The sequence below is a fragment of the Flavobacterium sp. MK4S-17 genome (genome assembly GCF_009848495.1).
Classification (GTDB): domain Bacteria; phylum Bacteroidota; class Bacteroidia; order Flavobacteriales; family Flavobacteriaceae; genus Flavobacterium.
This window is the reverse complement of sequence record NZ_WWEP01000036.1, coordinates 1-19,912: the sequence shown is the minus strand read 5'-3', so window position 1 is coordinate 19,912 and position 19,912 is coordinate 1. Positions and strand designations below refer to the sequence as shown.

21 protein-coding genes, 3 tRNA genes and 5 pseudogenes are annotated in these 19,912 nt (G+C 38.7%); 10 read left to right on the top strand and 19 right to left on the bottom strand.

Going from position 1 to position 19,912, the window contains the following annotated elements; all coding sequences use genetic code 11:
- The first annotated feature begins 10 nt into the window (after positions 1–10).
- The 4 genes from proS to rpsT all read left to right on the top strand — a co-directional run bounded on the left by proS (position 11) and on the right by rpsT (position 2,015).
- The gene (proS, locus tag GSF09_RS12380) at positions 11–1,486 is read left to right on the top strand and encodes a proline--tRNA ligase (protein WP_159801901.1); all 1,476 of its coding nucleotides are present in this window, start codon (positions 11–13) and stop codon (positions 1,484–1,486) included.
- An 81-nt stretch (positions 1,487–1,567) separates the two neighbouring features.
- Positions 1,568–1,639 (top strand) — tRNA-Glu (locus tag GSF09_RS12375).
- A gap of 22 nt (positions 1,640–1,661) precedes the next feature.
- Positions 1,662–1,733 (top strand) — tRNA-Glu (locus GSF09_RS12370).
- A gap of 30 nt (positions 1,734–1,763) precedes the next feature.
- A complete protein-coding gene (gene rpsT, locus GSF09_RS12365; protein WP_159801898.1) occupies positions 1,764–2,015 on the top strand; it encodes a 30S ribosomal protein S20 in 252 nt (83 codons plus the stop codon).
- 218 nt (positions 2,016–2,233) lie between these two features.
- Here rpsT and GSF09_RS12360 read toward each other — a convergent pair whose 3' ends face one another.
- A complete protein-coding gene (locus GSF09_RS12360; RefSeq protein ID WP_236564886.1) occupies positions 2,234–3,073 on the bottom strand; it encodes a sulfurtransferase in 840 nt (279 codons plus the stop codon).
- A gap of 45 nt (positions 3,074–3,118) precedes the next feature.
- A complete protein-coding gene (locus GSF09_RS12355; RefSeq protein ID WP_159801895.1) occupies positions 3,119–4,297 on the bottom strand; it encodes an AIR synthase related protein in 1,179 nt (392 codons plus the stop codon).
- 168 nt (positions 4,298–4,465) lie between these two features.
- On the opposite strand from GSF09_RS12355, the gene GSF09_RS12350 reads away from it, so the two are divergent.
- The 4 genes and pseudogenes from GSF09_RS12350 (at position 4,466) to GSF09_RS12335 (ending at position 6,193) form a co-directional block, all read left to right on the top strand.
- On the top strand, positions 4,466–4,729 hold the full coding sequence (locus tag GSF09_RS12350; RefSeq protein ID WP_159801892.1) for a hypothetical protein: 264 nt from the start codon (positions 4,466–4,468) through the stop codon (positions 4,727–4,729).
- 141 nt (positions 4,730–4,870) lie between these two features.
- Positions 4,871–5,276, top strand: a pseudogene (locus GSF09_RS12345) (RteC domain-containing protein).
- Between the two features lie 240 nt (positions 5,277–5,516).
- A pseudogene (locus GSF09_RS12340) lies at positions 5,517–5,869 on the top strand (helix-turn-helix domain-containing protein).
- Between the two features lie 12 nt (positions 5,870–5,881).
- Entirely contained in the window at positions 5,882–6,193 is a 312-nt protein-coding gene (locus tag GSF09_RS12335; protein ID WP_236564885.1) for a DNA-binding protein, read from the top strand.
- On the opposite strand, the pseudogene GSF09_RS12330 reads toward GSF09_RS12335, so the two are convergent.
- The 8 genes and pseudogenes from GSF09_RS12330 to GSF09_RS12295 form a co-directional block, all read right to left on the bottom strand.
- A pseudogene (locus tag GSF09_RS12330) lies at positions 6,175–6,726 on the bottom strand (DUF1572 family protein). The gene GSF09_RS12335 and the pseudogene GSF09_RS12330 sit on opposite strands and share 19 nt — an antisense overlap.
- Positions 6,727–6,730: 4 nt before the next feature.
- On the bottom strand, positions 6,731–7,270 hold the full coding sequence (locus tag GSF09_RS12325) for an AAA family ATPase (protein WP_159801889.1): 540 nt from the start codon (positions 7,268–7,270) through the stop codon (positions 6,731–6,733).
- Positions 7,270–7,620 carry a nuclear transport factor 2 family protein gene (locus tag GSF09_RS12320; RefSeq protein ID WP_159801886.1) on the bottom strand — a complete coding sequence of 117 codons (351 nt, stop codon included), beginning with the start codon at positions 7,618–7,620 and terminating at the stop codon, positions 7,270–7,272. The genes GSF09_RS12325 and GSF09_RS12320 overlap by 1 nt, the downstream gene beginning before the upstream one ends.
- A gap of 6 nt (positions 7,621–7,626) precedes the next feature.
- A complete protein-coding gene (locus GSF09_RS12315; RefSeq protein WP_159801883.1) occupies positions 7,627–8,130 on the bottom strand; it encodes a DinB family protein in 504 nt (167 codons plus the stop codon).
- A 113-nt stretch (positions 8,131–8,243) separates the two neighbouring features.
- Positions 8,244–8,345 (bottom strand): annotated as a pseudogene (locus GSF09_RS13855) (PaaI family thioesterase); the annotation flags it as partial.
- 242 nt (positions 8,346–8,587) lie between these two features.
- Entirely contained in the window at positions 8,588–9,028 is a 441-nt protein-coding gene (locus GSF09_RS12305; protein WP_159801879.1) for a GNAT family N-acetyltransferase, read from the bottom strand.
- Positions 9,019–10,524 carry a YfiT family bacillithiol transferase gene (locus GSF09_RS12300; protein WP_159801876.1) on the bottom strand — a complete coding sequence of 502 codons (1,506 nt, stop codon included), beginning with the start codon at positions 10,522–10,524 and terminating at the stop codon, positions 9,019–9,021. The genes GSF09_RS12305 and GSF09_RS12300 overlap by 10 nt, the downstream gene beginning before the upstream one ends.
- Positions 10,521–11,429 carry an EamA family transporter gene (locus tag GSF09_RS12295; RefSeq protein ID WP_159801873.1) on the bottom strand — a complete coding sequence of 303 codons (909 nt, stop codon included), beginning with the start codon at positions 11,427–11,429 and terminating at the stop codon, positions 10,521–10,523. Before GSF09_RS12295 ends, GSF09_RS12300 begins: the two co-directional genes overlap by 4 nt.
- Before the next feature lie 93 nt (positions 11,430–11,522).
- On the opposite strand from GSF09_RS12295, the gene GSF09_RS12290 reads away from it, so the two are divergent.
- Positions 11,523–12,932, top strand: coding sequence for a PLP-dependent aminotransferase family protein (locus GSF09_RS12290; protein ID WP_159801870.1), 1,410 nt, complete (start codon positions 11,523–11,525; stop codon positions 12,930–12,932).
- Here GSF09_RS12290 and GSF09_RS12285 read toward each other — a convergent pair.
- The 6 genes from GSF09_RS12285 to GSF09_RS12260 all read right to left on the bottom strand — a co-directional run bounded on the left by GSF09_RS12285 (position 12,929) and on the right by GSF09_RS12260 (position 16,705).
- The gene (locus GSF09_RS12285; RefSeq protein ID WP_159801867.1) at positions 12,929–13,633 is read right to left on the bottom strand and encodes a type 1 glutamine amidotransferase; all 705 of its coding nucleotides are present in this window, start codon (positions 13,631–13,633) and stop codon (positions 12,929–12,931) included. The two genes, GSF09_RS12290 and GSF09_RS12285, sit on opposite strands and share 4 nt — an antisense overlap.
- On the bottom strand, positions 13,630–14,370 hold the full coding sequence (locus GSF09_RS12280) for a YggS family pyridoxal phosphate-dependent enzyme (RefSeq protein ID WP_159801864.1): 741 nt from the start codon (positions 14,368–14,370) through the stop codon (positions 13,630–13,632). The genes GSF09_RS12285 and GSF09_RS12280 overlap by 4 nt, the downstream gene beginning before the upstream one ends.
- 138 nt (positions 14,371–14,508) lie before the next feature.
- Entirely contained in the window at positions 14,509–14,955 is a 447-nt protein-coding gene (locus tag GSF09_RS12275) for a GNAT family N-acetyltransferase (RefSeq protein ID WP_159801861.1), read from the bottom strand.
- A gap of 77 nt (positions 14,956–15,032) precedes the next feature.
- Entirely contained in the window at positions 15,033–15,263 is a 231-nt protein-coding gene (locus GSF09_RS12270; protein ID WP_159801858.1) for a thioredoxin family protein, read from the bottom strand.
- 20 nt (positions 15,264–15,283) lie between these two features.
- On the bottom strand, positions 15,284–16,183 hold the full coding sequence (locus tag GSF09_RS12265; protein WP_159801855.1) for a dihydrodipicolinate synthase family protein: 900 nt from the start codon (positions 16,181–16,183) through the stop codon (positions 15,284–15,286).
- 21 nt (positions 16,184–16,204) lie between these two features.
- The gene (locus tag GSF09_RS12260) at positions 16,205–16,705 is read right to left on the bottom strand and encodes a cupin domain-containing protein (protein WP_159801853.1); all 501 of its coding nucleotides are present in this window, start codon (positions 16,703–16,705) and stop codon (positions 16,205–16,207) included.
- Positions 16,706–16,804: 99 nt separating this feature from the next.
- Between GSF09_RS12260 and GSF09_RS12255 the strand changes: the two genes are divergently transcribed.
- Positions 16,805–18,226, top strand: a complete 1,422-nt coding sequence (locus tag GSF09_RS12255; RefSeq protein ID WP_159801850.1) for a PLP-dependent aminotransferase family protein — start codon at positions 16,805–16,807, stop codon at positions 18,224–18,226.
- Between the two features lie 32 nt (positions 18,227–18,258).
- Here GSF09_RS12255 and GSF09_RS12250 read toward each other — a convergent pair whose 3' ends face one another.
- The 3 genes and pseudogenes from GSF09_RS12250 to GSF09_RS12240 all read right to left on the bottom strand — a co-directional run bounded on the left by GSF09_RS12250 (position 18,259) and on the right by GSF09_RS12240 (position 19,806).
- Entirely contained in the window at positions 18,259–18,765 is a 507-nt protein-coding gene (locus GSF09_RS12250; RefSeq protein ID WP_159801847.1) for a nucleoside deaminase, read from the bottom strand.
- 76 nt (positions 18,766–18,841) lie between these two features.
- Positions 18,842–19,369, bottom strand: a pseudogene (locus tag GSF09_RS12245) (TraM recognition domain-containing protein); the annotation flags it as partial.
- A 354-nt stretch (positions 19,370–19,723) separates the two neighbouring features.
- Positions 19,724–19,806: transfer RNA gene (locus tag GSF09_RS12240), tRNA-Leu, on the bottom strand.
- Between the last annotated feature and the right edge of the window lie 106 nt (positions 19,807–19,912).

Genomic DNA, 19,912 nt, shown 5'->3' with positions numbered 1-19,912 from the left:
TCTAAATAAAATGAGCAAGAATTTAACCACACGGGCCGAAGATTATTCAAAATGGTATAATGAACTGGTTGTAAAAGCAGACCTTGCCGAGAATTCAGGCGTAAGGGGCTGTATGGTAATAAAACCTTATGGCTATGCAATATGGGAAAAAATGCAGGCCGAACTGGACAGGATGTTTAAGGAAACAGGCCATCAAAATGCCTATTTCCCGCTATTTATACCCAAATCATATTTTAGCAAGGAAGCCAGCCACGTGGATGGCTTTGCCAAAGAATGTGCAGTGGTTACCCACTACAGGCTAAAAACAGGTGAGGACGGCAAAAGCATAGAGGTAGATCCGGATGCAAAACTTGAGGAAGAACTAATTGTGCGCCCAACATCAGAAACTATTATATGGGATACTTACAGGAAATGGATTCAGTCCTACCGTGATTTGCCTATTCTTGTTAACCAGTGGGCAAACGTAGTGCGCTGGGAAATGAGAACAAGGCTGTTTTTAAGGACTGCGGAGTTTTTATGGCAGGAAGGGCACACTGCCCACGCCACCAAAGAAGAAGCGGTAGCGGAAGCAGAGCAAATGATGGATGTATATGCCGATTTTGCCGAGAACTTTATGGCTATACCCGTAATAAAAGGTGTAAAAACTGCGAATGAACGTTTTGCAGGTGCTGAGGAAACTTATTGTATTGAAGCGCTTATGCAGGACGGTAAAGCCTTGCAGGCAGGTACGTCTCATTTTTTAGGGCAGAACTTTGCAAAGGCTTTTGATGTTAAGTTTGCCAACCAGGAAGGAAAGCAGGACTATGTATGGGCAACATCTTGGGGAGTATCCACACGATTAATGGGTGCCCTGGTTATGACGCATAGCGATGATAATGGGTTGGTACTGCCGCCTAACCTGGCACCTATACAGGTTGTAATTGTACCTATTTACAAAGGGGATGAACAGCTTGCCGCAATTTCCGAGGAAGCGAAGCAGTTAATGGGCAGGCTCAGGAAACTTGGTATTTCGGTTAAGTTTGACGACAGGACTACCCATAAGCCCGGCTGGAAATTTAATGAATATGAGCTTAAAGGTGTTCCTGTTCGCGTGGCCATAGGGCCTAACGACCTTGCTAACGGCACTTTTGAAGTGGCAAGGAGGGATAACCTTACCAAGCAGACGATTATAGCTGCTGATGTAGTTACTTACATACAGGATGTATTGGAAGAAATGCAAAAATCACTTTTTGAAAAAGCTTTACAGTACAGGGACAGCCATATAACAGAGGTAAATAGTTTTGAGGAGTTTAAAGATGTGCTTGAAAACAAAACCGGCTTTGTTTCAGCCCACTGGGACGGTACACCTGAAACAGAAGAAAAAATTAAGGAACTTACAAAAGCCACCATACGCTGCATACCTTTAAACAGGGCAGAGGAGGCAGGAAACTGTGTGCTTACAGGTGCTCCGTCTAAAGGCAGGGTACTGTTTGCAAAGGCATACTAAAAAAAGTTGAAAAATTTTGTTTCTGCTATTGTGCGAATAAAAAATAGTTGTATTTTTGCATCCGCATTACAGAAGCAAGACGGCCCGTTCGTCTATCGGTTAGGACGCCAGATTTTCATTCTGGTAAGAAGGGTTCGATTCCCTTACGGGCTACGAAAGTTTTTTTTGACATAATGGTCCATTCGTCTAGGGGTTAGGACGCCAGATTTTCATTCTGGTAACAGGGGTTCGATTCCCCTATGGACTACAATTTTAAGTAATAAGATATTTTAAAACAATGGCAAATCACAAGTCAGCATTAAAAAGGATAAGGAGTAACGAAAAGAAGAGAGTGTTGAACAAGTATCAGCATAAAACTACACGTAACGCTATTAAAGCTATACGTATGTCAACTGATAAAAATGACGCTTCAGAGAAATTATCTTCAGTTATCTCTATGATTGATAAATTAGCAAAGAAAAATATAATCCATGCTAATAAGGCTTCAAACCTTAAATCGAAATTAACTAAGCATGTTGCTGCTATATAAATAGCAGTTAACTATTTTATATTGCATTAAAGCTCCCTTAAGGGAGCTTTTTTATTTATGTTAAATTTTATAAGGATAAAGTGTCTGTATTATAACAATTAATAAAATAAATGTTATACTTTTGTAAAAGTAAGTTTATTAATGCTTTTTATTTGGCTTTTGCCCCCAAAAATGCCAATAAAGTAAAATCCCCTTATTATAGGGGATTTTTCATGAACTCACATTTTGGTTATAATAGGCTTATTATTTCTTGACCATTCGCTCCAGGAACCTGTATATAATTTTGGAAGAGGCATACCGGCACTGGCCATAGCCAGCAAAGTATGGCAGGCAGTAACACCCGACCCGCAATGAACTATACAATTTTCCGGTTTTATATTTTTTATCGCTTCTTCATATTTTTTCTTTAATTCCTTATCGGGTAAAAAATTACCATCTAAATCAAGGTTGCTTTTAAAAGGAATGTTGATGGCGTTTGGAATGTGCCCCGCAACTAAATCCAGTGGTTCTTTCAGGCCCAGAAAACGTTCACTGTCCCTAACGTCAATTATAAGCTGCTCATTGCTTTTTACAGCTATTTCCACTTCCTGCATATCGGCTATAGGCAATGCCCAGTCATTAAATATAAACTGATTGGCTTCTTCAGGATTTACAATTATATTATTAACAGGCACACCATGCTTTACGGCTTGCTGAAAACCACCGTTTACTACCTGTACATTCACTATCCCTGCCGCTTTTAGCATCCACCATAGCCTTGCCGCAGCATTTGCGCCATTATGCTCATCATAAAGTATTACATGGCTGTTTTTTTGAACCCCATATTGGGTTAAGAGTTTAGAAAAATCCTCTGTGGCAGGTAACGGATGCCTGCCGCCATTTGCTGGGTTTATTTTGGGTGCGGCGAGCTGGGTTTCCAAATCCATATAAAAGGCTTTATCAAGGTGTTGATGTTTATAATTCGCCCTGGCCTTTTCTCCGTTTCCGGCATGTATAATTATAAAATCTGCTTCCTGCTTATAAAGGTTTCGCAATTCATCGGGTTGTATAATCGGCATAATATATTTATGGTAAAATAAAAAATCCGCTAAAAGCGGATTTTATTAATATTCAAAAGTACCGTACTGGCTTGTAATGGTAAGTTTTTTACTATCTGAAGGCTCAACACGCCCAACAATCCGGGCATCAATATCGAATGATTTTGATATGGTAATAATATCCTGGGCGATATTTTCGGGAACATATAGCTCCATCCTGTGGCCGCAGTTAAAAACCTGATACATTTCTTTCCAGTCGGTGCCGCTTTGCTCCTGTATTAATTTAAACAGCGGGGGAACCGGGAAAAGATTGTCTTTTATAACGTGTACATCCTCTACAAAGTGAAGTACTTTAGTTTGTGCCCCACCACTGCAATGCACCATGCCGTGAATATCTTTTGCCGTATATTTTTCAAGTATTTTTTTAATTACGGGTGCATAGGTTCGGGTAGGGGAGAGTACAAGTTTTCCGGCATCTAAAGGGCTGCCCTCTACGGTATCGGTCAGTTTTATATTTCCTGAATAAACCAGTCCGGCAGGCACCGAGGCATCAAAACTTTCAGGGTATTGTTGCGCAAGGTAGTTGCTGAATACATCATGCCGTGCCGAGGTTAAACCGTTACTGCCCATACCGCCATTATACTCTTTTTCATAAGTAGCCTGCCCAAAGGAAGCCAGCCCTACAATTACATCGCCGGGGCTGATATTGGCATTGTCAATTACATCTGTGCGCTTCATCCGCGCTGTAACGGTGGAATCTACTATTATGGTGCGCACCAGGTCGCCCACATCGGCAGTTTCGCCCCCTGTGGAATGTATGGTAACGCCAAATCCTTTCAACTCTTCAATCAGTTCTTCCGTACCGTTAATTATAGCAGAAATAACTTCGCCCGGCACAAGGTTTTTGTTTCTCCCTATAGTGCTGGAAAGCATTATGTTATCTGTGGCGCCCACACATAGCAGGTCATCTATATTCATAATCAGAGCGTCCTGTGCTATACCTTTCCATACCGATATATCGCCCGTTTCTTTCCAGTACATATAAGCTAATGATGATTTTGTGCCTGCACCGTCGGCATGCATAATCAGGCAGTAGTCATTATCGCCTGTAAGGTAATCGGGTACAATTTTACAGAATGCTTTAGGGAACAGCCCCTTGTCTATATTTTTAATGGCATTGTGCACATCTTCCTTAGCGGCAGAAACACCCCTAAGGCTATAGCGTTTGCTGGTATCAGAACTCATGAAGTTGTATTTGTGTTGTTTCAGGGCAAAGATATGATATAATTAAGACATCTTAATATTCAATGGCTTGAGTTTAATAATTAAATAGTTTTTATTTATATTTAAAAGTTATTTTTTTATTAAAAATTAATATTTTTAATAAAAAAAATGAACTAAAAAATTATTATCATGAAAAAAAGTGTGATGTATTTAGTAGTAAGTTTAGTGTTTATATCTTGCCAAAATTCTAAAAATGAAGAGGAATCTGAACTATTTACAAAACGTTTTTTTGAGGCTCTAAAATTAGAGAATAAAAGCGAATTAGAAACTTTATACCCTGATTTTATAAACTTTGAAAGCTACTATAAAACTGATTCAATTAATATTAAATCAAGTTTTATTAATGATGATGTAATTACTGTATCAGTACATATAGGTTCACAAATGGTTTGAGCAAGTTAACAGAAAGAGAGATCAGTCTTTTTTTTAAAAAAACATCAGAAAACTCTAAGCAAGTTCATATAGAGTAGATTACGTTAGGGCGCATCACTGTAGGTAACGATTTGGTAATGGTGCTAACTTCACTCACTTTCAATGAACAGTTTTGTTTTTGAAATTGACCTCCACTTTTCAACTTATTACGATTATAAAGTTGCACGTATAATAGCCAACGATCTACTCCTAAATTATTTGCATCTTAAAATCGAATCGATTGAGGATGCTATTTTTAAAGATAAAAAAAACAACGAAAGACATCTTTTGGACAAGTAGTAAAAATGCACTTATAGAACTTATATATGCGGTGTATGCATCAAGGGCAGTTTCACATGGAAAAATAGGAATAAGGAAACTAAGCATGATTGCTCAGGTAGTTTTTAATGTATCATTAAACGACCTCCACCATTCATTTCATCGTATGAAAACAAGGGCAGGTTCCCGTACTGTATTTTTAGATCAGCTTAGAGTATCGCTCGAAGAATATATGGACAAAGACGTTTAGATTATTTATGAAGAATAATTAAAAGCAGTACCTGAACCGTACTGCTATTTTTTTTGCCCATATCTACCAATTGGCAAAATTCCAATCTAAACTTCCCTAATCTCTGCAAAACTTTATTAACTAACCGTTTTACGTGTATATTAAAAATTTCAAAAAACTGCCAAACCAATTGGCAAGGCTTGGCAGACAAACTCTACCAGCTTTTACAATTTTGCATAGTGAACATTTAAAAGCTGTGCAATGAAAATAATAACTATCGAAGAAGAGGCCTGGCAACAGCTCAACAGCCGTATAAATGCCATTGCCGACTATCTCAAAAACAAGAAGACAAAAACTATGACGATCTATGGCTTAATAACCATGAGGTATGTCAATACCTGCACATTAGCGAGAAAACCTTATGGCGTATGCGTACCAAAGGTGAAATAACATATTCGAAAATCTACGGACAGTATTTCTACACCATAGGAACAATCAAAAATATGTTGAACGCCAATGCTATTCAAAGCTGTGACGGATTTGTACAGGAGCTGATGGAAAAAGGCAAAAGCTATATCAAGAAAGGTAGAAAGCTGAAATCAGACAATAATTAAAAGCGTACCATTATGAATATCGACAAAATTGAATTTGTGGCGTGGATGGAACGTATCATGGAGCGTTTCAATATCCTTAGTGACCATATAAATGATTTGCAAAAGAAGCGTAACAGTATTGATGGGGAAGAATTATTGGACAATCAGGACCTACTCCAAATGCTAAAAATAAGCAATCAATCCTTGCAGCGGTATCGTTCCATCGGAAAGCTGTCTTATTACACCATAAGCGGAAAACTGTATTACATGGTTGCCCCATTGATAATGAGTGCTATTTTGTTTACTTATAATCATAATGGAGTTCTTTATAAATCATCGGTATAGTGTCGTCTGTCTTTCTCTTGCGAAAATTTTTGGTTATTATAATCTGCCGATTTGTTACGGGCAATGGATAAAGTATGCCAGTCTTCATTTTTCAGCATTTTGGCTATAAAAACCATTTGTCCGATATGATAAGGATAATGAGCCAATTGCCTGTTAATCGCTTCGGTAACCGTATGACCGTCATTTCGGATATAAATTATTTTCTCTAAATCTGCCTCCGTAAGTTGGTTTAAAGCATTTATCAGGCAGTCCCAACCTTTATTCCAATGCGCCATTAATTCAGCTTTATTCTGAAACGGGTTGGTAAACTCCGCATCACGGTTTTGCCAGGGCTTTTACCCGTCTGTGGTCAGGAAATCCGTAAATCGTGATAACATATTTCCTGCAATATGATTGACAAGAATGGCAATACTGTTGCTTTCCTCGCTATACTGCCAGAATAATTTTTCTTCCTGTAATTGTTCCATTGCTTTTTCTCCAAGCATTTTGTAATACAGGAATTGCTTTTTGATACTTCCTAAATAGCTGTCCATTTCTCTATTTTATATGGGTTAATACAAATTCTTTTCTTTCATTGATATTACCTATCGGCACGTTTATGACTTCATAACCGTACTTTTCATAAGTACTTTTCATTTGGAAATAAGTGTGTTCTGCCTCCTGCCAATCCTGTTTTCGTTCATTATCTGTTTGATAAATTTCTTTCCAGGGTGGCAGGATAAATACCTTACTATTATATGGGCAATTCAACACTTTTTCCATAGTTTCCGTTGAAAGTACATAGCCAATCATATCCGCATAACAAACGGCATCCAAAATACCTCGGTCGAAAAAGCAAACTTCATTTGACTGGCTTGCTGTTGCTCTGTTGTAATCTAAAATGGAAGCTGCTATCATTTTATCCGTATAAAACTGTTTGTTTTTCCACGGCAACGCATCTCCATTTGTTTTTGTTTCTTCACGAATAATGCCTCTGGCAGCTTCCGGAATAGTTTTATATCCATTTGCTGACAGAGCATTCAACAAAGTTGTTTTTCCTACTCCGGGGCCACCGGTAATAACGAATAATTTTTTCATTATTTTTCAAACTTATAATGTGCCCTGACTTTACTTACTTTTCCTTCATTGTTCAATTCCATATATTCTGCCGAAAAAGAATTATTGACACTTCGGTAGAACAAAACGATTGAATGGGCTCCTTTGAGTTCGTGATATAATTCAAAATGCAGGTCGGGATATTTTTGCAGGGCTTTGGAAAAGTATTCCTTTAAATCAGTTTTGTTAGAAATTGTGCCTGCTGTATTTATTCCCATTTGTTGAATAAGTGGAGAAACAAAATCTATATTTTCGCTGTAATGCTTCATTATCTTATCTAAATCGTGGCTGTTCCAGGCGTTGAGCCATTCTTTTGCAAAGTCTATATTCATATCCGTTTATTTTGATTGGCTGTTTTGAATAACTTCTTCTGAACTCAACCCAAACATGGGCGGTGTTTTTACGTCCAACAAGTTCAGGTAAATATAAAGCTGTGCCCTGTGGTGAATTTCGTGTTCGGTCATTGCCCGAAGCCACTTCCAGACTGTAATTGGAGCATTACCGGGTGTCAGGCATTTACGTTGCAAATCTTTATTGCTCAGACTTTTGAAAATCGCTAACGCTTCTTCGTGTTTCTCGTTAAAATAATGGATTACATTATCGTACCCGTCTGCGAGTTCTTTCCCACACCCATTGTAAGTACAGGGATTTCCTGAAATGGTTTCGGCAAACATATTCCGCTCAATAGCTGCAATGTGTCGTATTTGGTCAGCAATGGTAAACTTTCCGGGCTTGTATGCCCAATCCATATATTCCGGTGGAATAACGACAATAAGGCGGTTGGTACGTTGCCTGATTTTTTCGTAATATTCCAAAAAAGATTTAATATTAGTGATTTCCATATCCGATTTAATCTATTTGTTTGTCGGGTGATTTTTTTGGATAACTGCATTAATGTAACCAATGATGTGGCTGCAATGAGTTCTTTTCCTTCGGCACTAACCGCAAATACGTCTGAACGAACTACCGTCAATACTTTTCCGTTTTTGATAACCTGAGCTTTAGCCACAAGTTGTTCACCAATGGCAGGACTCAGGTAATTTACTTTTAGCTCAACCGTTGTAAAATAACTGTCTTAAGGTTTTGCTGATGCTCCGGCATAGCCCGAAGATACATCTACCAATGAAGCAATGGTACTACCATTGAACATTCCTGCAGGACGAGCCATAAAATCCTGTTTGGGAACTGTGATTTCAAAATATCCGACTGATAAGCCTGTTACTTCCGCACCGAATAATTGCATTATTTTGGAACGTCCGAAACTTTCCAATAGTTGTGCTTTCTTTCATCGTTCATAGTCTAAGCGTATTTATAAAGATTATTTCTTTTTATTTCCATCAATCGCTCCGGGTTTTCAGGAGATTTAAATCCAAACTGATGGTAAAGGGAATGGGCATCGAATGTTGCCAGTAATGTCCTTCTTAGCCCTTGCACAAAATCCAATTCCATAATGTATTTCATCATCATTTTAGACAATCCTTCCCCTCTGTACTCTTTCAAAATATAAACACCTGCCATGTAACCAAAAATGGTGTAATCCGTTACCAAACGGGCAAAACCAATCTGTTTTTTATCCTTAAATAATCCTATGCAAAACGAATTTTTCAATGCAACACTTACCGTTTCCATTGGAATACCTTTTGCCCAATAACTTTCCTTACTCAAAAACTGATGGACGGCATTAATATCCATATTTTCAAAGCCCGTTTTTATTTCAATTACCTGATTGCTTATTTCCATTGCATTTGTTTTTTCAGATTTTTGATTTGTACCAAATGGTGATTGCAATGCCAACTGTATTTTGCTATAGCCTCAGCAACTGTTTGACTTTTATTCAAATCCGGATGAAAGAAAGTTCTGTTCCAATCTTTTTTCCCTAAACCTTTTAAAAGTATTGCCGAACGTTCGTGAATACCTTCCAAAATGTTTAATGACGGCAAAATGGATATATGTTTCGCGTCCGGTAACTCCGCCCATTTTTCTTCTGCAAACGGTTTGATAATCGGATTATCTTCCGTCAATGCAAATTTGATGCGGGCAAAACAATTGATATTACTGTCCGCTAAATGATGAACAACCTGCCTGACAGTCCAACTTCCATTCCTGTAGGGTGTATCTAATTTTTTATCGTTCAAACTCATTAGTGTTGATTTTAGATTTGCAGGGAATGAAGCAATCATATCAATGAATGATATACATATTTCTTCGGTGATTACTTCCGGCTCTTTGTATTTTCCAGTCGGATATTGGTTGTTTTGAAGATTATCGTTTAAAATCATTTCCATTTTAGTGTCTGCTCGTTTGTATTTTCCCAGTTCAATAGGAACTTCGATAAAGCCTAATTTTTTATAAATACCCAATGCTGGTTTCAATACGGTTTGGGTGTATAGTACCAGTCTTTTTACGCTCAAATCTTTTGCTTTATCAATAGCAGCTTGACACAGCATTTTTCCTGCTCCGATGCCCTGATAATTTTCATTCACCGCCATTTTGGTCAGTTCCATTGTTTCATCATCCGTTTTTTTCAAAGCGACAGTTCCGATCACTTTACCGTCATAAACAGCGAACAAGATTTTCCCACCACCTTTTAAAATAGCTTCTTCGGGATTGGAAAGAACATATTTGTCAATATCTTCCAACACAAAATATTTTTCAATCCACGCCCGGTTGAATTGCTCAAAATAGGATTTCCATTCGAGACGGTAACTTTCAATGTTTATCGCTTTCATAATCTTATCTTCGAATAAATTGACCTCTATATTGTTATAGTGTTCCGGTAAATCGCTTGTCGGTGGTAACTGTTTTTTACCTACCCATTCCAATCCTAATTTTCGGTAATAGTCGGTCAATGCATCATTGTTTGCCCAGGTATCAACTCGTATAAATTTTTTCTTGTGTTTCCACGCTTCGGTCATCGCCCAGTTCACTACCTCTTTTGCAATATTGTTCCCTCTGTACTGGTTGCGTATTGCCATACGGTGTAAATAAATGGCTTGCTTTCCGTCTTTGTCATTCCAAATAATAGGCTCGGCTTTTACTATGGAAAATACACCTGCCATTTCATCATCCTCATCTAAGACTTTAAAGTGTCTTTTTTCTATAATTTCCTTTTCAATAAATGACTTACTGAAAACCGGCCAACCGTATCCGGTTTGCTGAAATTGATAGGCTCTTGCTTCGCTATATATCATTTCTACAGTCAGAATATCTGCTATGATGGTTCGCTCTATTCTCATTTCTTAGCCATTTTCTGATAACCTATATTGACACAATACACTCCGCCCAAAGTAGCGACCAATGCCCATAAGGTGATACCGGTTAGTTTTTCATTCAGGAAGAGAAATCCGAGCATAATCGCAATGAACGGATTGATATAAGCATACAGGGATGAAATGCCTATCGGCAAATGTTTCAGGGCGTACACAAAAGAGGAATACGCAATGATGGAACCTACTATAATCAGGTAAACCAATGCCCAGATACTGGACGATGTAACGGTTTTCAATTCGATATAATCATCTAAAAAAGCGCTGAAGGCAAAGAGGGCAATACCTCCGGAAAAAAGTTGTAAAGCTGCATTTTGCAATACATTCTTGCTGTTGGGGATTTTGTATTTAGCATATACGCTCCCCGAAGCCCAGGCCAAACAAGCCCCGAAAGCTATCAGCATCCCCATAAAATATTCAGGATTGGCAAGATCTTTCAGGTTATCCTTGAAAATAAACGTTATTCCTAAACAACCTAATACCAAGCCTGTAACGATTAGCCAATGAGGTTTTCTTCTGTCAAACCCGAACAAATAACTGATTACTACCACAAAAACCGGAATGAGCGACAAAATCAATGCTGCCAGTCCGCTCGAAATATAACGTTCGCACCAGCCGATAACACCGTTTCCTAAAGCTACCATTAAAACGCCAGGAACGGACTGTTGCACAAAATCCCTTTTGCTTAGTTTCAGGTTGCCAGTGAGTTGAAGCACCAGCAATAATATACCTCCGGCAATGACTTGTCTTACCGCTGCAAACAAAAAGGGCGGAAAGGTTTCTACCCCAATGCGAATAGCAAAATAAGTGGTTCCCCAAACTAAACAAACGACAGCCAGAGCAGCAAATGCCAGCCAATTTTTATGATTGCCCATAGTAAACTGATAAATTACAAAGCAAAATAACGCATAAAAAAGATACAAGTACAGATACAATTTTAGTAAATTTGCAGAGTACAGTTAAAAAAGATGAAAGAAAGCCTATACCAAAAAATCGCTTGTGCGTTAGAAGAAAAAATAAGAAACGGCACACTGAAAACAGGAGATAAGGTACCCTCACTGCGTATGTTGCACCGTGAATATGGTGTGAGTATGACAACGGCTGTACAGGCTTATCTTGAACTGGAAGCAAAAGGACTGATTATTTCCCGGCCACAGTCCGGCTACTATGTCAGTTACCAACCTGCTTATTTATCGGTTCCTTCAGTCAGTAAACCTTCCGGGGGAACTGCACCAATAGGCGTAGAAACACTGATTTCCAAAGTATATTCAACGTTAAGCAATAAAGATGTTACCAGATTTTCTCTTGGCGTTCCCGAAAACGAATTATTGCCTATCGCCAAACTCAACAAAGAGTTGGTCAATGCTATGCGTAACCTTCAAGGAAGTGGTACGGAATACGAAGAAATTCAGGGAAACCGAAAATTACGCAGGGACATTGCCAGATTGACTTATACCTGGAATGGAAATTTGAATGAAGACGACATTGTTACAACTGCCGGAGCGATGAATGCCATTTCATTCGGGTTGATGGCACTTACACAAAAAGGCGATACGATTGCTGTTGAAAGTCCTGTTTATTTCGGCATATTGCAACTGGCAAAAAGTTTGGGATTAAAAGTTCTTGAATTACCAACTCATCCTGTTACCGGAATTGAGCCTGATGCTCTAAAAAAAGTCCTGTCCAAAATAAAAGTATGTATTCTGGTTTCTAATTTCAACAATCCGTTGGGAAGCTGTATGCCCGATGAGAATAAAATGGAAGTGGTGAAAATGCTTTCGGAACGAGGTATTCCGCTCATAGAAGATGACTTGTATGGCGATGTATATTACGGGAACAGCCGCCCTAAACCTTGTAAAGTATTTGATGAGGAAGGTTTGGTTCTTTGGAGTGGTTCTGTATCCAAAACATTAGCTCCGGGGTATCGTGTGGGCTGGTTAGCTCCGGGAAAGTTTAAAGATAAAATCGTTCATCAGAAGCTCATTCATACTGTTTCCTCTACCACTATAACACAGGAAACTATAGCTAATTTCCTTGAAAAAGGCAGGTATGAACATCATCTTCGGAAATTAAGAAGTGAGTTGCACGCCAATAGCCTGCAATTTGCCAGAGCAGTTGCCGAGTATTTTCCAGAAGGAAGCAAAATAAGCCAACCGCAAGGTGGATTTATGCTTTGGGTGGAACTGGACAAAAGAATTGATACTACGGAATTGTATGATCTGGCTATCCGTCAAAAAATAAGTATTGCTCCGGGCAGGATGTTTTCATTGCAAAACCAGTTTACTAACTGTATGCGGATGAGCTACGGACAACGCTGGTCGGAACAGATAGATAACAAACTGAAACAGTTGGGGAGAATTGCTAAAGGGTTGATTTAAGCTATTAGCCAATTTGAAAGAATTTTGTCCATCAATCCATTACATTGGAGAATATGATTGTTGTTGGTCAATAATTCATTTTTACTTTGTATATAAGGAGAGTTATGAAAAAGTTCTTCTTTCCCGTTTTCAATCATTAGTATCAAGTTTTCTACGGTTACTTCCAAATGAAATTGTAAACCGATAATATTTTGATTGTAGTAAAATGCTTGGTTAACATTTGCCTCTGAATACAGTAAATTTAAACAGCTGTTTTGAGGAATTTCAAATTGGTCTCCGTGCCAATGGAATACGACAGGATTATATTTGAACAGTCTATAGAGCCAAGCAATTTTCTTACATTCTTCCGTAGGAATAACAGGAAACCAACCGATTTCTTTGTTTTTTGCCAAAACCACTTTTGCTTCCAAACACTCAGCAATCAATTGAGCACCTAAACAAATTCCTAAGACCTTTTTACCTGATTGGATACACAATTTTATAAATGCTTTTTCGTGTCTCAACCAAGGAAATAGTATTTCATCATACACGCTCATCGGACCACCCATTACAATCAATGCATCTATCTCTGAAATCTCAGGCAATAGAAAATCTGCTTCAAAAAATTTTGTAGCTGAAATGTTATAACGATGCTCTTTTAACCAAGTTTCAATATATCCTAAGCCTTCAAATGGTACGTGTTGAAAATAATGTACATTCATTGTTTATATTTTTGTTCATTCCAATAATAACTGTCCGGATAAATCCGCTTCCCGAAAATAGCCGTACCTACTCTTATAATCGTTGCTCCCTCTTCTATGGCTGTTTCCAAATCTCCGCTCATTCCCATAGATAATTCTTTCATTTCTACTTCGGGAATATTTAAAGCAATAATTTTCTGTTGAATACTTTTTAATAATTTAAAACATAGCCTTACTTTCTCGGTTTCGGCACTAAATAAACCAATGGTCATTAATCCTTTTATTTTTAGTCTGTTCAATTGGGCAACCTGCTGAACCAATTCAATGGCATCATCGGGGCTAACTCCAAATTTACTTTCTTCAAAAGACGTATTTACCTGTATCAAAACTTCTAATGTCTTGCTTTCAAACCCTAAGCGTTGGTGCAGTTTTTCTGCTAACTCCAAGCGATCAAGCGACTGGATGCAGGAGACACCGTACTTTAGAATATCTTTGATTTTATTGGTTTGCAAATGCCCGATGAAATGATTGGTATGTGGAATTTCTTTTAGGACTTCGTATTTTTCTTTCAATTCCTGAACTTTGTTTTCAGCTATAAGCGTTTGTCCTGCTTTTAATGCAACCTTTATACGTTCAGCAGATACGGTTTTGGTTGCCAATAGCAATTTTACTTCATCAGGACTTCTGTTGCTGTTTATACAGGCTTTGTTTATCCGTTCCTGTATAACTGCCATATTTCGCAAGATTTCTTCTTTCATATGTGGATGTGTTCTTGGAATATTTGAGGTCGGGAATGGATTTGAACTACTTTGAAAGGTGTAGCATACCCTTGTCTAACCACTCGACCACCTGACCATTTTTATAACAAGGCGAACCAATTTAGTCCACCTTGTCCGTTACTTCCACCAATAGTAATAATTGTGGTTGCCGTCATACTCAAAACCGCAGCGAGGATAGAGTTTGTTACCGATGTCGTTTGTCTTTTCGGTTTCAAGCATCAATCCGCAGGCTCCTGTTTCATCACACCATTGCTTTGCTCTGTCTATTAATGCTACCGAAAGCCCGTGTCCCCTGTAACCAGGATGCACAAACAAATCGCTCAACAACCACTGTTTTTGTAATTTAATGTAATGATAGAGTTTGTACAACTGGACAAACCCCACCGCTTTGCCGTCTGCGTACACGACAAAAATATTCGATTGGTCGTTGTCTAATCGTTCTTTGATAAATTGTTTACATTTTTCTAAATCGTCTGCTTGGCGATAAAAAATGCGATAAAGGTTGAACAGCTCCGATGCTGTGTCCAAGTCTTCAAGATTGGCTTTTTTGATTTCGTAATTCATTTATAATTTGTATATAAGAAATTAATTGACTTGAATCAAGATTAGCCTGAAAGATTTTCCTTCAGACTTAATCTTTTTTACTTTAAATCTTCGATAGAAGCTCCAAAGTTGATGTGTAATACATTTCCGTTAGATAGTACCAATGCCGGAACGGATTGTACACCTGCCACTTCTGCATCCTTTACTTTAACTTTATCTTCTCCCAAATGAATTACTTCTACCTGGTTCTCTGGAATGAAACTTAAAATATCCTGTTCTGCACTTACACATACAGGGCAACCTGCGTGATAAAAAATTGCTTTTGTCATTTTGCTTTGTTTTTAGCGATTTAACTTTGATAAACTTCGTTTTCTATGGTGGAAAGGATGCGATCCAATTCCGCTATTTCATTTTGATTAAGTGGTTGAATGGGACTTTTAAAGTCTCCACCGCCTACACCCAACAAATCCAGACCTGCTTTAATGGAACGTGGCAACCCTTTGGCTACAATGAATTTCAACAGATCAACTTGTTTGTAGAATACGGTTCTCGCTTTCTTCAGATCATTTTCCTGTATGGCATCATAGAGTGCCAAATTCAGCTCGGGTATCAGATTGGGAGCAGCTGTACACCAGCCTCTTGCTCCGGCAGAAAATGCGGCTAATGCCAGCGGATTGGAGCCGTTGAAAAATGCGACCTCTTCGCCCAATTCCTTTCTCAGGTAGTGCATTCGCTGGATATCGCCTGTACTTTCCTTTATCATCGTTACGTTCGGGATTTCCAGTAAACGCTTCATCAATGCAGGTGACATATCCACACCACCTGTAGCCGGATTGTTGTAAGCCATAATAGGAATAGCAATTTTGGAGGCTACTGTATCATAGTGTTTCACAATTTCATCATCGGTTAGTTTCCAATAACTCATCGGGATGATCATTACGGCTGTAGCACCTGCTTTTTCAGCAAATTTTGCGTGATAAACGGTTCGCTCGGTTGTAAGGTTTGAAACGCCTACCAATGTCGGTACTCTTCCTGCCACCTGTTGCATCGTTGCCTCGGTGATGGCCTCTTTTTCGGTATCATTCAGGTAAGGCATTACACCTGTACTTCCAAGCGGGGCAATACCGTGGGCACCGGTGGCGACCAATCGTTCCACTTGTTTTTTGAATAAGGGAATATCTATCTGCTCATTGTCGTCAAAGGGTGTAATCGGATAGGCAATCACACCTTTAAATGGTACGTTATTCATTTTGTAATCTTATTTTAAAGGTTAAAAATCTCTGCCCTCTTCCTCACGTAACGCTACGCCAAGGTTTTGAAGCTGCGGAGCATTTTCGCAAGCGATGTATTTGGCCGGTTCGCTGTCGCTCAAATTCTGGTGCTGATGCCATGCCCAGGACGGAATATAAACTGCATCACCCGCTTCCCATTCTACGATTTCATCTTCTACTTTTGTCCAGCCCTTACCTTCGAGTACATACAAAACAGTTTCATAGGTGTGGCGGTGCAGGTGTGTTTTTTGTCCGGGCAATAAACCACCAATGGTCATACTTACATTTTTACTCGGCAGGTCAACGAAGAACACCGGGTGTTTTCTTTCCTCCGAAAACTGGTTGTGTACACCTGCATTTTCAACGTTCTTGTGAATAACGTGAGAAGGCTTTACGTAGGTTGGCCTGGCAAAGGTCTGATGAAAATCTTTTGAGCTAAATTGCTTTTGCTCAACGTGGATTGATTTCTTTACGGCTTCTGCTGTTTCTAATTTTGACATAACTGATTTTTTATAGTTCTGTTGCATTATTGCACTACAAAAGTATCGTATCTTTGGACTGTCATAGTGATACAGTTTTTATAAAAACAGATAGTCCAGATGTTACGAGATTGGAAGTTTGAAATACAGTTAGATGAAAAATCAGATAAAGCCATTTATCTGCAAATTGCCGATGCCCTTATAAAAGATATCCACTCGGGTAGGCTAAAGACCGGCGACGCTTTACCAGGGAGCAGAAATCTTGCCCAACTTTTAAAAGTCAATCGGAACACGGTTGTAGAAGCCCTTAATGTCTTGCTGATTGAAGGCTGGCTGGTTTCCACAGAAAGGCGGGGTACGTTTGTTGCCGATACATTACCCGGTTTTAAAGAAGTGCAATATAACCAGCACATACCTGCGAGCTCAGATAGTATAAAGAGTAAGCATTATTATTTACAGTTTGACGACGGGCATCCAGACAGTAAAATTGCACCTATTACGGAACTGGCAAGGGCTTACCGTCAAATTTTCAACCAAAAAGCAAAATGGCAGATGATGGGTTATGGCAATGAATTTGGTGATTTCGAATTTCGAAAAGCCATTGTTCAAATGCTCAATCATCAAAGAGGGATGCAGGTAAACGATCAAAATATCTGTATCACTCGGGGGAGTCAAATGGCCATGTATCTGACCGCTCAATGTCTGTTTACCAAAGGGGATTATGTGATGATAGAGAACCCGGGATACAAACCCGCATGGAAAGCATTTGAATATGCAGGGGCAAAACTGTTACCTGTAAGTGTGGACAAGGACGGATTGCTGATCGACGATGTGATAACTTATCTAAAATCCGGTAAAAAAATAAAGGCAATTTATGTTACACCTCATCATCAATATCCAACTACAGTAACATTGAGCCTAAAAAGAAGACTGGAACTGATAAAACTTTCTAACAAATATGGTTTCACGATTATTGAAGATGATTACGATAATGAGTTTCATTTCGGGTATCGCCCGGTATTGCCTTTGTCGAGCTTTACAGAACTAAAAAACTACGTTTACATTGGAACAATGAGCAAAGTGGTTGCACCTGCTCTACGTATCGGCTATTTGGCAAGCAACGACATCACTTTGATTGAAAAGGTAGGCAGTTTACGAAAAATTATTGATGTACAGGGCGACAGCATCATGGAACAGGCTGTTTTGCAACTGATTAAAGACGGCATAATTAAAAGACATATCAAAAAAGCAACAAATTACTATAGAGCCAAAAGATATTTGGCAACTAACCTGCTAAAAAAACACCTTAAAGACAAAGCTACATATACCATTCCGGAAGGCGGTTTGGCATTTTGGGTCGTTCCTAATAAGAAAATGGATTGGTTACAGATTTCCAAGAAACTAGAAAATAAGGGCATTAAAATCATTACGCCCGACACATATAGCTTTGATGAGTGTATAAACGGTATTAGATTGGGTTATGGCTCGCTTTCTGAAAAGGATTTGGAAGAAGGGATTATGGCATTAGCAAAACTGCTATGATCTTCAGATTGGATTATCAAGATTGATTACGATTACTTATCATTCCAAGGCTGGGCAGATGTTAAGTCTTTGGATTTCCATTCTTCCAAAACGGTCATTGCACTTTTATCGGGAACGTATAAGAAATTAATCTTACGTTCGTTGGCATTTTTTCGCAATTCATCAAATATAAATGTGTCATCAAATCCAACTTTAGAAGCATCCGCATTTGTATTTGCGTAATACACTTTATTGATTTTTGCCCAATAAATAGCACCTAAACACATAGGGCAGGGCTCTAGCGTAGTGTACATTTGACATTCAGACAATTGAAGATTATTGATGTTCCTGCAAGCCCTTTCAATAGCAACCATTTCGCCGTGTGATGTAGGATTGACCCGCTCAAATATTTCATTATGTCCCTCTCCGATAATTTTGCCATTTCTAACAATCACGCAACCAATAGGAAGCCCTTTACCACTTTCGTATGCAATTTCTGAAAGCTCAATTGCTTTCAACATAAATTTAGGGTTGTAGTCTGGGGCGATCGTTTCCTCCATTGTTTCATCATTGAATGGCAAATTTATTCAATATTCGGTTAATCTATATACTTATCAACGCTATTATCATTTAAAACTATCCTTGCGGTATCAAATGCTGTAAATCAGGATCGTTTTTGATACGCTCTAATTCATTTTTGCCAATGTTCAGTATATCTGATTTTATCTGTTTGTAGTTACCCACAATTTCCTGTTTCATCTTATCCTCGCCCTGATCATTTACAAAAGATAGGATTTGCGGTATCTGCTGATAGGCTTTGGTTTGAGCTGCTACCTTTTCGTTATCTACTACGATTTCAGCGTTGGAAATCTTCTGTTCGATGCGTTCATCAAAATTATCTGATACAGAACCGACGAACATACCCTGTGTCAATGTTGAGATTTTGGAAGCCGGAATAAGGCTGTCTAACTGTGTAGAGATAGACGTAGATTTATCATTGCGGTTAATGGTCAAACTTTGGCGTTTCTGCAACACTTTACCAAAGCGTTCCGAAAGGCTTTTTGCCGTTTCGCCAACCACCTGACCACTAAAGATATTACCTACAGTATTTTGGATAACCTTTGCCTCCTTGTCTCCATAGTCCCTTATCAATTGCGAAAAATCCTAAAAACCCTAATGATTTGCTTTTTTGTAAGTTGCATTGCATCCCCAAATCTAAGGGCTGTATAACAACTAAATAAAAACATATCACGAGTTGATTCCTATCCGCTGTTTTTTCTTTTTGGCCCAACCTTAATGACCAAGTCACGAACTTTCATTATTTGATTAGCGGCCAGTTTTAGAGTTACAAAAAAGGGGTTACAATAGGGGTTAGATTTATGCTAAAAAATACATAGGGGTTAAAATAGGGGTTACTTTTTCGGTATGAAATGGCATGATGATACTATGCGGAAAAAACATGAAAAGCTCAAATACTGAGCTTTTCATGTTTTTTAATACTATTTATTATTAAATATGTGACCACGAAGGGAGTCGAACCCTTACGCCTTGTGGGCACCACCCCCTCAAGATGGCGAGTCTACCAATTCCTCCACGTGGCCGCAAATAAAAAAAGTTAAGCGTGCATAAGCGGCTTAACTTTTTGTGACCCGACTGGGGCTCGAACCCAGGACCCCAACATTAAAAGTGTTGTGCTCTACCAACTGA

Excerpts from the sequence above, each read along its gene's own strand:
- GSF09_RS12290 (WP_159801870.1), top strand. The coding sequence starts at position 11,523 with ATGAAAGAAAGCCTATACCAAAAAATCGCTTGTGCGTTAGAAGAAAAA.
- GSF09_RS12300 (WP_159801876.1), bottom strand. The coding sequence starts at position 10,524 with ATGAGAATAGAGCGAACCATCATAGCAGATATTCTGACTGTAGAAATG.
- GSF09_RS12355 (WP_159801895.1), bottom strand. The coding sequence starts at position 4,297 with ATGAGTTCTGATACCAGCAAACGCTATAGCCTTAGGGGTGTTTCTGCC.
- GSF09_RS12335 (WP_236564885.1), top strand. The coding sequence starts at position 5,882 with ATGAATATCGACAAAATTGAATTTGTGGCGTGGATGGAACGTATCATG.
- GSF09_RS12250 (WP_159801847.1), bottom strand. The coding sequence starts at position 18,765 with ATGGAGGAAACGATCGCCCCAGACTACAACCCTAAATTTATGTTGAAA.
- GSF09_RS12295 (WP_159801873.1), bottom strand. The coding sequence starts at position 11,429 with ATGGGCAATCATAAAAATTGGCTGGCATTTGCTGCTCTGGCTGTCGTT.
- rpsT (WP_159801898.1), top strand. The coding sequence starts at position 1,764 with ATGGCAAATCACAAGTCAGCATTAAAAAGGATAAGGAGTAACGAAAAG.
- GSF09_RS12265 (WP_159801855.1), bottom strand. The coding sequence starts at position 16,183 with ATGAATAACGTACCATTTAAAGGTGTGATTGCCTATCCGATTACACCC.
- GSF09_RS12270 (WP_159801858.1), bottom strand. The coding sequence starts at position 15,263 with ATGACAAAAGCAATTTTTTATCACGCAGGTTGCCCTGTATGTGTAAGT.
- GSF09_RS12350 (WP_159801892.1), top strand. The coding sequence starts at position 4,466 with ATGAAAAAAAGTGTGATGTATTTAGTAGTAAGTTTAGTGTTTATATCT.
- GSF09_RS12360 (WP_236564886.1), bottom strand. The coding sequence starts at position 3,073 with ATGCCGATTATACAACCCGATGAATTGCGAAACCTTTATAAGCAGGAA.
- GSF09_RS12325 (WP_159801889.1), bottom strand. The coding sequence starts at position 7,270 with ATGAAAAAATTATTCGTTATTACCGGTGGCCCCGGAGTAGGAAAAACA.
- GSF09_RS12315 (WP_159801883.1), bottom strand. The coding sequence starts at position 8,130 with ATGGAAATCACTAATATTAAATCTTTTTTGGAATATTACGAAAAAATC.
- GSF09_RS12260 (WP_159801853.1), bottom strand. The coding sequence starts at position 16,705 with ATGTCAAAATTAGAAACAGCAGAAGCCGTAAAGAAATCAATCCACGTT.
- proS (WP_159801901.1), top strand. The coding sequence starts at position 11 with ATGAGCAAGAATTTAACCACACGGGCCGAAGATTATTCAAAATGGTAT.
- GSF09_RS12275 (WP_159801861.1), bottom strand. The coding sequence starts at position 14,955 with ATGAATTACGAAATCAAAAAAGCCAATCTTGAAGACTTGGACACAGCA.
- GSF09_RS12320 (WP_159801886.1), bottom strand. The coding sequence starts at position 7,620 with ATGAATATAGACTTTGCAAAAGAATGGCTCAACGCCTGGAACAGCCAC.
- GSF09_RS12280 (WP_159801864.1), bottom strand. The coding sequence starts at position 14,370 with ATGAAAGAAGAAATCTTGCGAAATATGGCAGTTATACAGGAACGGATA.
- GSF09_RS12285 (WP_159801867.1), bottom strand. The coding sequence starts at position 13,633 with ATGAATGTACATTATTTTCAACACGTACCATTTGAAGGCTTAGGATAT.
- GSF09_RS12305 (WP_159801879.1), bottom strand. The coding sequence starts at position 9,028 with ATGGAAATAAGCAATCAGGTAATTGAAATAAAAACGGGCTTTGAAAAT.
- GSF09_RS12255 (WP_159801850.1), top strand. The coding sequence starts at position 16,805 with ATGTTACGAGATTGGAAGTTTGAAATACAGTTAGATGAAAAATCAGAT.